Origin of the sequence: Pseudomonas xantholysinigenes (assembly GCF_014268885.2) — a bacterium.
In the GTDB taxonomy this organism is placed as follows: domain Bacteria; phylum Pseudomonadota; class Gammaproteobacteria; order Pseudomonadales; family Pseudomonadaceae; genus Aquipseudomonas; species Aquipseudomonas xantholysinigenes.
Map to the genome: position 1 here is coordinate 3798971 of NZ_CP077095.1, position 13026 is coordinate 3811996.

At 61.6% G+C, this 13026-nt stretch carries 13 protein-coding genes; 8 read left to right on the forward strand and 5 right to left on the reverse strand.

From position 1 onward, the window contains the following. Positions 1-39 precede the first annotated feature (39 nt). From hyi to HU772_RS16870, 7 genes are all read left to right on the forward strand, one after another. On the forward strand, positions 40-822 hold the full coding sequence (gene hyi / locus HU772_RS16840; protein WP_186661068.1) for a hydroxypyruvate isomerase: 783 nt from the start codon (positions 40-42) through the stop codon (positions 820-822). Positions 823-974: 152 nt separating this feature from the next. After that, positions 975-1865, forward strand: a complete 891-nt coding sequence (locus HU772_RS16845) for a 2-hydroxy-3-oxopropionate reductase (RefSeq protein ID WP_186661066.1) — start codon at positions 975-977, stop codon at positions 1863-1865. Positions 1866-2044: 179 nt separating this feature from the next. Continuing rightward, complete coding sequence (locus HU772_RS16850; protein WP_186661064.1) at positions 2045-3319, forward strand: glycerate kinase type-2 family protein; 1275 nt, start codon at positions 2045-2047, stop codon at positions 3317-3319. Next, a complete protein-coding gene (gene pyk, locus HU772_RS16855) occupies positions 3316-4731 on the forward strand; it encodes a pyruvate kinase (protein ID WP_186661062.1) in 1416 nt (471 codons plus the stop codon). Before HU772_RS16850 ends, pyk begins: the two co-directional genes overlap by 4 nt. Before the next feature lie 207 nt (positions 4732-4938). Continuing rightward, positions 4939-5814 (forward strand): urea transporter, encoded by an 876-nt coding sequence (locus tag HU772_RS16860; RefSeq protein WP_186661060.1) that lies wholly within the window; start codon positions 4939-4941, stop codon positions 5812-5814. A 45-nt stretch (positions 5815-5859) separates the two neighbouring features. Beyond that, a complete protein-coding gene (locus tag HU772_RS16865; protein ID WP_186661058.1) occupies positions 5860-6681 on the forward strand; it encodes an ion transporter in 822 nt (273 codons plus the stop codon). A 210-nt stretch (positions 6682-6891) separates the two neighbouring features. Beyond that, positions 6892-7890 carry a sulfate ABC transporter substrate-binding protein gene (locus tag HU772_RS16870; RefSeq protein ID WP_186661057.1) on the forward strand — a complete coding sequence of 333 codons (999 nt, stop codon included), beginning with the start codon at positions 6892-6894 and terminating at the stop codon, positions 7888-7890. A 111-nt stretch (positions 7891-8001) separates the two neighbouring features. On the opposite strand, the gene HU772_RS16875 is transcribed toward HU772_RS16870, so the two are convergent. Next, positions 8002-8928 carry a class I SAM-dependent methyltransferase gene (locus tag HU772_RS16875; RefSeq protein ID WP_186661055.1) on the reverse strand — a complete coding sequence of 309 codons (927 nt, stop codon included), beginning with the start codon at positions 8926-8928 and terminating at the stop codon, positions 8002-8004. Positions 8929-9088: 160 nt separating this feature from the next. On the opposite strand from HU772_RS16875, the gene HU772_RS16880 reads away from it, so the two are divergent. Beyond that, a complete protein-coding gene (locus tag HU772_RS16880) occupies positions 9089-9718 on the forward strand; it encodes a DsbA family oxidoreductase (RefSeq protein WP_186661054.1) in 630 nt (209 codons plus the stop codon). Positions 9719-9746: 28 nt separating this feature from the next. Here the strand turns inward: HU772_RS16880 and HU772_RS16885 are convergent, their stop codons facing one another. The 4 genes from HU772_RS16885 to HU772_RS16900 form a co-directional block, all read right to left on the reverse strand. Further along, complete coding sequence (locus tag HU772_RS16885) at positions 9747-10631, reverse strand: LysR family transcriptional regulator (protein ID WP_186661053.1); 885 nt, start codon at positions 10629-10631, stop codon at positions 9747-9749. A gap of 687 nt (positions 10632-11318) precedes the next feature. Next, positions 11319-11606: a hypothetical protein gene (locus HU772_RS16890; RefSeq protein WP_186661052.1), complete on the reverse strand. Its 288-nt coding sequence runs from the start codon at positions 11604-11606 to the stop codon at positions 11319-11321. A 312-nt stretch (positions 11607-11918) separates the two neighbouring features. Further along, entirely contained in the window at positions 11919-12368 is a 450-nt protein-coding gene (locus HU772_RS16895; RefSeq protein WP_186661051.1) for a hypothetical protein, read from the reverse strand. Between the two features lie 294 nt (positions 12369-12662). Then, complete coding sequence (locus HU772_RS16900; protein WP_186661050.1) at positions 12663-12989, reverse strand: hypothetical protein; 327 nt, start codon at positions 12987-12989, stop codon at positions 12663-12665. Positions 12990-13026: the final 37 nt, after the last annotated feature.

Here is a 13026-nt window from a genome sequence, read left to right on the forward strand (position 1 = left end):
CGGGAGCGCCCGGGGGCCTTCAACGCAAGGAGACAACCCATGCCTCGCTTCGCTGCCAACCTGTCCATGCTGTTCACCGAACAGGACTTCCTGGCCCGCTTCAAGGCTGCCGCCGATGCCGGTTTCAGCGGTGTCGAATACCTCTTCCCGTACGATTTCAGCGCAGCCGAAATCAAGCAGCAACTTGACGCCCACGGCCTGACCCAGGTGCTGTTCAACCTGCCGGCCGGCGATTGGGCCAAAGGTGAGCGCGGTATCACCTGCCACCCAGACCGCGTCGAAGAATTCCGCGCCGGCGTCGACAAGGCCATCGAATACGCCAAGGTGCTGGGCAACACCCAGGTCAACGCCCTGGCCGGCATTCGCCCGCAAGGCCCGGACTGCGCCACCTTACGCAAGACCTTCGTGGAAAACCTGCGCTACGCCGCCGACAAGCTCAAGGCCGCCGGTATCCGCCTGGTCATGGAAATGATCAACACCCGCGACATCCCAGGCTTCTACCTGAACACCACCCAGCAGGCCCTGGAAATCCAGGCCGAAGTGGGCAGCGACAACCTGTTCCTGCAGTACGACATCTACCACATGCAGATCATGGAAGGTGACCTGGCCCGCACCCTGGAAACCAACCTCAAGCTGATCAACCACGTGCAGCTGGCCGACAACCCTGGCCGCCACGAACCGGGCACTGGCGAGATCAACTACCGCTTCCTGTTCGAGCACCTGGACCGCATCGGCTACCAGGGCTGGGTGGGCGCGGAATACAAGCCCAAGACCACCACCGAAGCGGGCCTGGGCTGGCTCAAGACCCATAACGCGATCTGACGGGCAATCCGGAACCCTGTGGGAGCGGGCTTGCCCGCGAACACCGGCAAAGCCGGTGCCATCCACCGAGTTGTCTGCTTCGCGGGCAAGCCCGCTCCCACAGGGGGCCAAAGCTTGCTTGAGATATCACAAATACAAAGAGGTAATTTCTCATGGCTAAAATCGGTTTCCTCGGCACCGGCATCATGGGCAAGCCCATGGCCCAGAACCTGCAAAAGGCAGGTCACAGCATCTTCGTTTCCACCCACCACGACGCCGCCCCGGCCGACCTGATCGCCGCCGGCGCCGTGGCCCTGGCCAACCCGAAAGAGGTTGCCCAGGAAGCCGAATTCATCATCGTCATGGTGCCCGACACCCCGCAGGTCGAGAGCGTGCTGTTCGGTGAGAACGGCGTTGCCGAAGGCGTCGGCCCGAGCAAGGTGGTGATCGACATGAGCTCGATCTCGCCCACCGCCACCAAGGCCTTCGCCGAGAAGATCAAGGCCACCGGCGCCGCCTACCTGGACGCCCCGGTGTCCGGCGGCGAAGTCGGTGCCAAGGCCGCCACCCTGAGCATCATGGTCGGCGGCTGCCCGAAAGCCTTCGAGCGCGCCCTGCCGCTGTTCGAAGCCATGGGCAAGAACATCACCCGCGTCGGTGGCAATGGCGACGGCCAGACCGCCAAGGTCGCCAACCAGATCATCGTCGCCCTGAACATCCAGGCCGTCGGCGAAGCCCTGCTGTTCGCCGCCAAGAACGGCGCGGACCCAGCCAAGGTGCGCGAAGCGCTGATGGGCGGCTTCGCCTCGTCGAAGATCCTCGAAGTGCACGCCGAGCGCATGATCAAGGGCACCTTCGACCCAGGCTTCCGCATCAACCTGCACCAGAAGGACCTGAACCTGGCCCTGCAGGGCGCCAAGGAGCTGGGCATCAACCTGCCCAACACCTCCAACGCCCAGCAAGTGTTCAGCACTTGCGTGGCGCTGGGCGGCGGCAACTGGGACCACTCGGCGCTGATCAAGGGCCTGGAGCACATGGCCAACTTCTCGATCCGCGACGAATAAACCAGCTTCAAGCGGCAAGCTTCAAGCGGCAAGCAACATCAAGAGCAGATCTGCTTTTACTTGTAGCTTGTCGCTTGAAGCTTGCAGCTCCGAAGGGGCGCCCCTGGTTCGGCCTGCACGGAGGCAGTTCCAGGGGCGTTTTCGATTCTGCAGAACAACAAGAATTTTGGGAGCCTGCCATGTCGGTCGATCCACAAGAACTCCTGCGCGAGCTGTTCGACACAGCCATCGCCGCCGCCCACCCCCGTCAGGTCCTCGAACCCTACCTGCCCGCCGACCGCAGCGGCCGGGTCATCGTCATCGGTGCCGGCAAGGCCGCCGCGGCCATGGCCGAAGTGGTCGAGAAAAGCTGGCAGGGCGAAGTCTCCGGCCTGGTGGTCACCCGCTACGGCCATGGCGCCAGCTGCCAGAAAATCGAGGTGGTCGAAGCCGCCCACCCGGTCCCCGATGCCGCCGGCCTGGCCGTGGCCAAGCGCGTGCTCGAGCTGGTCAGCAACCTGAGCGAAGCCGACCGCGTCATCTTCCTGCTGTCCGGTGGCGGTTCGGCCCTGCTGGCGCTGCCCGCCGAAGGCCTGACCCTGGCCGACAAGCAGCAGATCAACAAGGCCCTGCTGAAATCCGGCGCCACCATCGGCGAGATGAACTGCGTGCGCAAGCACCTCTCGGCGATCAAGGGTGGCCGCCTGGCCAAGGCCTGCTGGCCGGCCACGGTCTACACCTATGCCATCTCCGACGTGCCCGGCGACCTCGCCACGGTCATCGCCTCCGGCCCCACCGTGGCCGACCCGAGCACCTCGGCCGAGGCCCTGGCGATCATCAAGCGCTACAACATCGACGCGCCCAAGGCCGTTATCGACTGGCTCAACAACCCCGCCTCCGAGACCGTCAAGGCCGATGACCCGGCGCTGGCGCGCAGCCACTTCCAGCTGATCGCCAAACCCCAGCAGTCGCTGGAGGCCGCCGCGGTGAAAGCCCGCCAGGCCGGCTTCAGCCCGCTGATCCTCGGCGACCTGGAAGGCGAGTCGCGCGAAGTAGCCAAGGTGCATGCCGGTATCGCCCGGCAGATCGTCCTGCACGGCCAGCCGCTGAAGGCGCCCTGCGTGATCCTCTCCGGTGGCGAGACCACCGTCACCGTGCGCGGCAACGGGCGCGGCGGGCGCAACGCCGAGTTCCTGCTCAGCCTCACCGAAAGCCTCAAGGGCCTGCCGGGCGTGTATGCCCTGGCCGGCGACACCGATGGCATCGATGGCTCGGAAGACAACGCCGGCGCCTTCATGACCCCGGATAGCTACGCCCGCGCCGCAGCCCTGGGCCTGTCGGCCAGCGACGAACTGGACAACAACAACGGCTACGGCTATTTCGCCGCGCTTGATGCGCTGATCGTCACCGAGCCGACCCGCACCAACGTCAACGACTTCCGCGCCATCCTGATCCTCGAGACCCCGCAATCATGACGCCTGATAAAAAAGTCAAAATCCTCGCCACCCTCGGGCCTGCGATCAATGGCATCGATGACATTCGCCAGCTGGTCGAGGCCGGAGTGAACATCTTCCGCCTCAACTTCAGCCACGGCGAACATGCCGACCACGCCCTGCGCTACCAGTGGATCCGCGAAGTCGAGCAGCAGCTCAACTACCCACTGGGCATCCTCATGGACCTGCAAGGGCCGAAGCTGCGCGTGGGCCGTTTCGCCGACGGCAAGGTCCAGTTGCAACGCGGCCAGGCCCTGCGCCTGGACCTGGACAAGACCCCGGGCGACAGCCGCCGGGTCAACCTGCCGCACCCGGAGATCATCGCCGCGCTGGAGCCGGGCATGGACCTGCTGCTCGATGACGGCAAGCTGCGCCTGCGGGTCACCGCCAAGCACAGCGACGCCATCGACACCGAAGTGCTCAACGGTGGCGAGCTGTCCGACCGCAAGGGCGTCAACGTACCGCAAGCGGTGCTGGACCTCTCCCCGCTTACCGAGAAGGACCGCCGCGACCTGGCCTTCGGCCTGGAACTGGGGGTCGACTGGGTGGCGCTGTCGTTCGTGCAGCGCCCCGAAGACATCACCGAGGCGCGCCAGTTGATCGGTGAACGCGCCTACCTGATGGCCAAGATCGAGAAGCCTTCGGCGGTCGAGCAGCTGCAGGCCATCGCCGAGCTGTCCGACGCGATCATGGTCGCCCGTGGCGACCTGGGCGTGGAAGTGCCGGCCGAAAGCGTGCCGCAGATCCAGAAACGCATCATCGGCACCTGCCGTCAGCTGGGCAAGCCGGTGGTGGTGGCCACCCAGATGCTCGAGTCGATGCGCTTCTCCCCGGCGCCGACCCGCGCCGAGGTCACCGACGTGGCCAACGCCGTGGCCGAAGGCGCCGATGCGGTGATGCTGTCGGCCGAGACCGCCTCGGGCGACTACCCGCTGGAAGCGGTGCAGATGATGAGCAAGATCATCCGCCAGGTGGAGAACGGCCCGGACTACCAGGCCCAGCTCGACGTCGGCCGGCCCAAGGCCGAGGCCACCGTGTCCGACGCCATCAGCTGCGCGATCCGTCGCATCAGCGGCATCCTGCCGGTAGCGGTGCTGGTCAACTACAGCGAGTCGGGGGCCTCGACCCTGCGCGCCGCCCGCGAGCGGCCACGGGCGCCGATCCTCAACCTGACGCCGAACCTCAACACCGCGCGGCGGCTGAGCGTGACCTGGGGCGTGCACTCGGTGGTCAACGATCGCCTGCGCCAGGTCGACGAGGTGGTCTCCACCGCACTGGAGATCGCCCAGGCGCAAGGCATGGCCAGCCGAGGCGACACGCTGCTGATCACCGCCGGTGTGCCTTTCGGCAAGCCGGGTTCGACTAACACCTTGCGGATCGAGACCTTGGTTTGAGATCGCCGGGGGCGCTCTGCGCCCCTTTCGCGGCACAAGGCCGCTCCTACAGAGATCGCACCCAGGCATGAATACACGATCCCTGTAGGAGCGGCCTTGTGTCGCGATTGGAGGGCGCAGCCCTCCCCGTACACCGATGTGACAGAACTGCGGAAAACCAAAGCCCAAAGAGGCCCACCGCTCCCCCACCCACCTCACCGACTGCCCATGTACACCAAGAACTTCATCAACCCGTGCCCCGACTGGGCCACGGCCTTGCTCAACGGCTTCAGCCAGGTGCTGCTGCTGCGCAACCCGCTGTGCGGCCTGTGCTGCCTGCTGGCCATCCTGCTGACCGCGCCGAACCTGGTCGGCGGCGCCCTGCTCGGCGCCCTGGCCGGCCTGCTCACCGCCCAGCGCCGCGGTTATGAGCGCGCCGACCGCCAGGCCGGGCTGTACTGCTACAACGGCGTGCTGATCGGCATCCTGATCAGCGCCGTGCTGCCCTGGTCAGCGATCCTGCCGCCGCTGATCATCGCCGCCGGCGGCCTGTCGAGCATGCTCACCCACCAGTGGCGCAAGCGCGGCGGCAAGCTGTTGATCGCCTACACCGCCCCCTTCGTACTACTGGGCTGGGCCACCCTGCTGCTGGTCGAGCCCTCGGCCAACGGCCTCGTCGACGCAGACCCGGTATACGCCCTGCTGCGTGGCGTCGGGCAGGTCTTCCTGCTCGACAAACCCATGGCCGGCCTGCTGATCGTCATCGGCATGTACTTCGCCAACCCCTATGCCGCCACCTGGGCGGTGATCGGCTCGGCCATCGGCGGTGGCGTCGCCCTGCTCGCCGGGGACGCCCAAGGGGCCTGGCTGGGGCTCTATGGTTTCAATGCGGCACTGGCCGCGCTGGCCTTCAGCCGCCAGGGCGAAAAACCCTGGGTGAGCTTGCTCGCCATCGCCTGCGCGCTGATGCTGACGCCGCTGTTCAACCTGCTGCCGATCGCCGGGCTGACCGCGCCGTTCGTGGTCGCCTGCTGGCTGATGCACCTGGGCGGCCACCTGGCCCAGTTCAACCAGCGCCGCAACGCACCTCGCTTGCACAGCTGAAACCCAACCCCTAGGCTCTGCCCATTCGCACAATGGAACGAGCCCATGGACAACCCTGCGAGCCTGCGCGAGCGGCTCTATGTCATCGTCTTCCAGACCGACACCACGGCCGGAAGACGCTTCGACAAGATTCTCCTGCTGATCATCCTGGCCAGCCTGGTCACGGTGATCCTCGACAGCATCGATGATGTCCACCAGAACTACGCCGGGCTGCTGGCCGGCATCGAGTGGGGCTTCACCGCGATCTTCCTCGCCGAGTACCTCACCCGCCTGTACTGCTCGCCCAAGCCGTTGCGCTACGCCTTCAGTTTCTACGGGCTGGTCGACCTGCTGGCGATCGTGCCGGGGATCATCGCCCTGTACTACAGCGACGCCCAGTACCTGCTGATCATCCGCGTGGTGCGCATGCTGCGGATCTTCCGCGTGCTCAAGCTCAGCCCCTACCTCAAGCAGGCCCACTACCTGCTGGCGGCGCTGCAGGGCAGCAAGCAGAAGATCATCGTGTTCCTGGTCAGCGTGTCGACCCTGGTCACCGTGTTCGGCACCCTGATGTATGTGATCGAAGGCCCCGAGCATGGCTTTACCAGCATCCCCAAGGGCATCTACTGGGCCATCGTCACCCTCACCACCGTGGGCTTCGGCGACATCGTGCCGAAGACGCCGCTGGGGCAGGTGCTGTCGTCGCTGGTGATGATCACCGGTTACTCGATCATCGCCGTGCCCACCGGCATCTTCACCGCCGAACTGGCCAATGCCCTGCGCGGCGAGCAGTTGCAGCACGATTGCCCGACCTGCGCCAAGAAGCACCACGAGCATGGCGCGGCGTTCTGTTCGCGCTGTGGCAATGCGTTGTTTCCCAAGCAATGAGGTTACCTGTGCCGGCCTCTTCGCGGGTAAACCCGCTCCCACAGGTACGGCGCTGCCATTGAGACCTGTGGGAGCGGGTTTACCCGCGAACAGGCCGGCACTGACAACGACATAACCAAAGTCCTTTTTGTTCTTTAACCCACGCAAAGCCACCCGCTATAGTCGCTGGCATATCGCCAACCCTTTGAACCAGAACAAGGAATGCCCCCAGTGAAAAAACTCTTCAGCGCCTCGCTGCTGGCCGCGGGCCTGGCCCTGGGCAACCTCGCCCAGGCTGCCCCGACCCTGCTCAACGTCTCCTATGACGTGATGCGCGACTTCTACAAGGACTACAACCCGGCGTTCCAGAAGCACTGGGAGAAAGAACACAACGAGAAGGTCAACCTGCAGATGTCCTTCGGCGGCTCGAGCAAGCAAGCCCGCGCGGTAATCGATGGCCTGCCGGCCGACGTCATCACCATGAACATGGCCACCGACATCAATGCCCTGGTCGACAACGGCAAGCTGGTGCCGGACAACTGGGTCACGCGCCTGCCAAACAACAGCGCGCCGTTCACCTCGGCCACCGTGTTCATCGTGCGCAAGGGCAACCCCAAGGCGCTGAAAGACTGGCCGGATCTGCTCAAGGATGGCGTGCAGGTGATCGTGCCCAACCCCAAGACCTCGGGCAACGGCCGCTACACCTACCTCTCGGCCTGGGGCTACGTGCTCAAGCAGGGCGGTGACGAAAGCAAGGCCCGCGACTTCGTCGGCAAGCTGTTCAAGCAGGCGCCGGTGCTCGATACCGGCGGCCGCGCCGCCACCACCACCTTCATGACCAACCAGATCGGCGACGTGCTGGTGACCTTCGAGAACGAAGCCGAGATGATCGCCCGCGAGTTCGGCCGCGACCAGTTCGAGGTGGTCTATCCGAGCGTGTCGGCCGAGGCCGAGCCGCCGGTGAGCGTGGTCGACAAGGTGGTGGCCAAGAAAGGCACCCAAGCCGTGGCCGAGGAATACCTGAAGTACCTGTGGTCGCCGGAAGCCCAGGAGATCGCCGCCAACAACTACCTGCGCCCGCGTGACCCCAAGGTGCTGGCCAAGTACACCGACCGCTTCCCGAAAGTCGACTTCCTGTCGGTGGAGAGGACCTTCGGTGACTGGCGCACCGTGCAGAAGACCCACTTCAACGACGGCGGCGTGTTCGACCAGATCTACACCAACCAGTAATCAGTTGCTGGTTCCGGCCTCTTCGCGGGTAAACCCGCTCCCACAAGTCTCAATGGCAGCGCCGTACCTGTGGGAGCGGGCTTGCCCGCGAAGAGGCCGGTAAGATCAACCTCAGCCCTGGCGGAAAACCAGGGCTTTGAGCCCCCCCTCCGGATCCGCATCCGGAAACTCCGGCGGATTCTCCAGCCGCTCGACGAACACCAGCCCCGGCGCCTGCTCGGCCATGCCATCGATCAGGAACTGCGGCCCGATCCCCGGATCGTTGACGCAGGCCAGCACCGTGCCACCTTCACTCAATAGCTCCGGCAACCGTCGCAGGATCTTGCCGTAGTCCTGGGTCAGCACGAAGCTGCCACGCTGAAAGGTCGGCGGGTCGATGATGATCAGGTCGTACGGCCCGTACTTGCGCACCTTGCCCCACGACTTGAACAACTCATGCCCCAGGTACGCCACGCGTGAGGCGTCATGGCCATTGAGCCGATGATTGTCGCGCCCGCGCGACAGCGCCGACTTGGCCATGTCCAGGTTGACCACCTGCTCGGCGCCACCGGCAATCGCCGCCACCGAGAACCCGCAGGTGTAGGCGAACAGGTTGAGCACCCGCTTGCCCGCCGCCTGCTCGCGCACCCAACGGCGACCGTAGCGCATGTCAAGGAACAGGCCGTTGTTCTGGCGCACGCCAAGGTCGAGCAGGTACTTCAGGCCATCCTCGATCACCTCACGTTGCAGGCAAGGTTCACCGAGTAGCCATTGTCCCGGGCTGTCGGGCAGGTAGCGGTGTTGCAGCAACACGGCCTGGCCGGTCCATTGCGGGCGTTCGGCCAGGGCGCGCAGCATCGCCTTGAGCTCGGCCAACTGGCCCTCGGGCGGCTCGCGAAACAGCGCCACCAGCAGCACGCCGTCGAGCCAGTCGACGGTGATCTGCTCCAGGCCCGGCCAGCAGCGGCCACGGCCATGGAACAGGCGGCGGGTTTCGGTCGGGGCGGGTTCGAGGGCGGCGAGCAGGTGCTGCTCGAGGGTGGCGATGGCTGGGCTCATGGCGGTCTTGGATCAGGCAAAAACGCCATTCTACCTGCTCGATGCCAACGCTGGCCGCCATTGATGAACAGGATGAATGGGTTGGCGCGATTTTTGTCGCTTTTTCCCCGGGCCACTACTGGGGATAGTGCCGCCCTCCCCTTTGCAAACGGAATTGCCCATGCGCCCGCTCAAGGTCGAATTTTTCCACGATGCCGTCTGCGCCTGGTGTTTCGTGCTGGCGCCACGCCTGCAACAGCTGCAGGCCGAACTGAACCTGGACATCCAGCACCGCACCTTCATTCTGCAAACCAGCCGCGAGGCGATGATCGAGCGCTTCGGCTCGATGTCGCAGGCCAAGCAGACCATCCTCGAGCACTGGCGCGCCTGCGCCGAGGCCGAAGACACCCCGCGCATCAACATCGAGGGCATGCGCCAACAGGCCTTCGACTACCCCAGCGGCCTGCTCGCCGGCCTGGCCTGCCAGGCCGCCACGCTGCTGGCCGGCAACAGTGGCCACGGGCGGATGTTCGAGCGCCTGCAGGAGGCGCACCTGATGGAGAACCGCAACATCGGCGACCACGCCACGGTGCTGACCCTCGCCGAGGAAGCCGGCCTGGACACCGCGGCCTTTGCCTTGGCCTTCTACGAACAGGCGCCACAATTGCTGCACGACGAACTGGCGATGGGGCAGCGCCTGGGCATCCGCTCGGTGCCCAGCCTGGTGATCGACGGACGTTTCCTGGTTTCAGGCGCCCTGGGCCTGGATGAACTGCGTCAGGCCATCGTCCGGGTGCGCGAAGCGCAATAGAGCGGCGATATCAGCGCTCGACGGGGCGCTATGGCGAGCAACGCTGGCGCAGGGCCTGTGCCAGTCGCCTGACCTCGGGACAGTGCCGCAATGCCTCTGGATAGCCCATGAACATCGGCACCTCGCGGGTCTGCTGGTGTTGCAGATTGACCCGCCGCAAACGTCCTTGCCGCAACCCGCGGCCCACACTGTGTTCCGGCAGCCAGGCAAAGCCCAGCCCACGCTCGACGAAGCTGATGGCGGTTGCCAGGCTGCTCACCGTCCAGCGCTGGGACGTGCCCAGCCAACCGCTGTTCTGCGCGTGACGAATGCCTGAATCACGAATCACCACCTGGCGATGCTGCTTCATGTCATCCAGGCTCAGTTCGCCCTGCGCCAGGCCCACAGGATGCTCGGCGCCCGCCACACAGACCAGGGTGATATTCAGCAGCAGTTCCTGCACGTAGCCGGCCGGCAGACGGCTGGCGATGGCCAGCTCGACCTTGCCGTCCTCGAGCAGCTCGCGCGCCCCGGACAGCGCAGGCTCGTACAGACGGATGCGGTGATCCGGGTAGTCCTCGGCGAAATCCACCAGCGCCTGCTGCAGCAGCTCGAGGGGGAACAATACATCCACTGCCAGCGCCTGTTCGCTGAACAACCCCGGTTGGTACTGGTTGGCCAGATGCTCGAGCTTCTGCGCCGCGCCGAGCAGGTGCTTGGCCTGGGGCAGCAGGGCTTGGCCGAGAGGGGTGAGCACGGCCTTGCGCCCCTCGATGACGAACAGTGCCTGGCCCAGCAACTGCTCCATGCGGTTGACCGCATGGCTGACGGCCGACTGCGACTTGAACAGGCGCTCGCCGGCCTGCTGAAAACCGCCGCATTCGACGGTGCAGACGAACGCCCGCCATTGTTCGAGACTGATTTTGGAGAACATGACGACTTCCTTGTTCTGGGCAGCGGCGGGTAATTGGCTGGGTAAGTTATTTTCCACTTCCGGGAAAATAGATCCACCTTTTTCCTCTTATTCAGCCAACAGAGAATGATGAAAGATTCGCCCCCTTTTTGGTCACTTTCTTCACCGCCAGGAACCGAAATCAGAGTAGCAAAAATATATCTACCCCCTTTCCTGGCACCTTTCTTGGCAAAACGGATAGATCAAAGGATCTGATGGCCAAGTAAGCTCCGCTCCCTTTTTCTGCTGCTTTTCTGCTTTCGCCTTTGAGCCCATCAACCAGCCTAGCCCCCTTCGCTGCCAGGAGCCGGAATTAGAGTAGGAAAAATAAATCCGTCCCCTTTCCCACTGCCTTTTCCACTTTTCCGCTTTTCCGCTTTTCCGCTTTTCCGCTTTTCCGCTTTTCCGCTTTTCATATCATGAATCTTTTAGCTGCTTAGCTAACTTTCTTGCTGAGTGACGAATTTGTTGAGTCTCTCCGATTTTACTCAACGCATATATTTCCTCTTTCAAAATATCAGACCTCGGAACGAACAATGCCCACTTCAGCGCCAGACCAGACCAGACCAGACCAGACCAGACCAGTATTCACTCTGACCTCTAAGACCTTCTATAACAACCTTCTCAAATGGAAGAAAATCCAAAACCCACTCTGAAAGACCATATACTTTAAGCCCATCGATCATCTTGCAGCGCACTACTCCTGGAGAACCCTCTAGTATAGGCAAAAAAAAACACACACTCAGCTTCATCCCCAAACGTATACACAAACGACTCTGTTGATCTAGCCCAAATACCTCCAGAAGTAAGCCCCAATAAAAAACGTCCGCCACACAACTTCGCCACAGGAAGCCAACTCAAGACAGCCCCTTCAGAGCCATACTCTTTTTTGCTCTCCCATGGCCTTTCAAGTCTAGCAAGCTCCATTAATAATTTTTCTTTCAGCTCATCTATCATCTAGATATTCCTGGAGCATGTGTAACATCCACACCATGACTAGTCATAAAGGACTTGAACTGTTCACGAAGCTTTGGAGTCCAGTTCATTCCGTAATGCCCGCTCCATTCATAGGTTCGAATAACTCCATTGCGCTATCGACCAAGCCCTACGCGCACGCGCGCGTCTTGCAGAAAAAAGGGGACAGATTTATTTTCCCCACTCTAATCTCGGCCTACCTACATGACAGCTAGATCCCTTCGCTGCCAGGAGCTGGAATTAGAGTAGGAAAAATAAATCTGTCCCCTTTTCCGCCCTTCGCTATTGAGCCCATCACCCAGCGTCACCAGACCTTAACTTACAAATAATAGATTTTTGATCCGCACTTCTAAACACCAACTTGCCGGAAAAATAATACGCCATCAAACTAACTGCATCAGGATTATTCGCCCTCGCCCTCATTAGCTCTTTCAAAACCAATGAAGCACTTAGTCGGTGCGAAAACAAACGATCTACAAACTGCCTTATAGTATTGCTCCCCCCACTTTCCAAAAGCTCCCTCATCAACTGCACCTGCTGCCGCTCTGCCAAATGCACTCGTGCGGCGACAGCAGCAGCGAGGCGAACATTAAAAACTATCAGATCACGAATAACTTGTAACTTTTCATTCTCTGAAATCAATCTAACTTCGCAACACAGCTCATTTTCGTCGCACGCATTTCTATTGATCGACAACCTGGCGATCAGCTCTTCAACTTGCTTACCCTTCGACTGTCCATTCATATCCCGCTCACTCATACATTTTAAAAATATCTTGCATAAAAAAGGGGACAGATTTATTTTCCCCACTCTAATTTCGGCCTACCTACATGACAGCTAGATCCCTTCGCTGCCAGGAGCTGGAATTAGAGTAAGAAAAATAAATCTGTCCCCTTTTTGCTTTTTTGCTCCCTTTCTGCTCGTTTTACTCTAATCTCGCCCTCCCCACATGATGTCTAGATCCGTTCGCCGCCAGAAACCGAAACTAGAGCAACAAGAATAAATCCGTCCCCTTTTCCTAGCCTTCTTTTTCTTTCCTTAACTACTTAAATCCCTAAACGGATCAAATAATACACTTTCTCCAAGCACCCTTGCCTCTAAAGCAAGATCGTCCAGAGAACAAAAAAATCTATCCATTCCATTCGTTGCTCTTGACATATTTTTCAACTCAAGCCGCAACCGATCCAACTGCTCTCCAGAGTACAACCCATAATCATCAAGACACAGTTTCGAGAGCAATGGATAATTTTTAGAATCCGCATTTATGAGCATTGGAATGGCATCTTTAGTAATTTCAATTACCTTCAGTACTCCATCCAACCCCGCAGCGGCCCTTTCCTTACTCCACAAAATGGCACAGTACATTCAGAATGTTCTCCCTGGAAAAGCGCTCACAAGATTA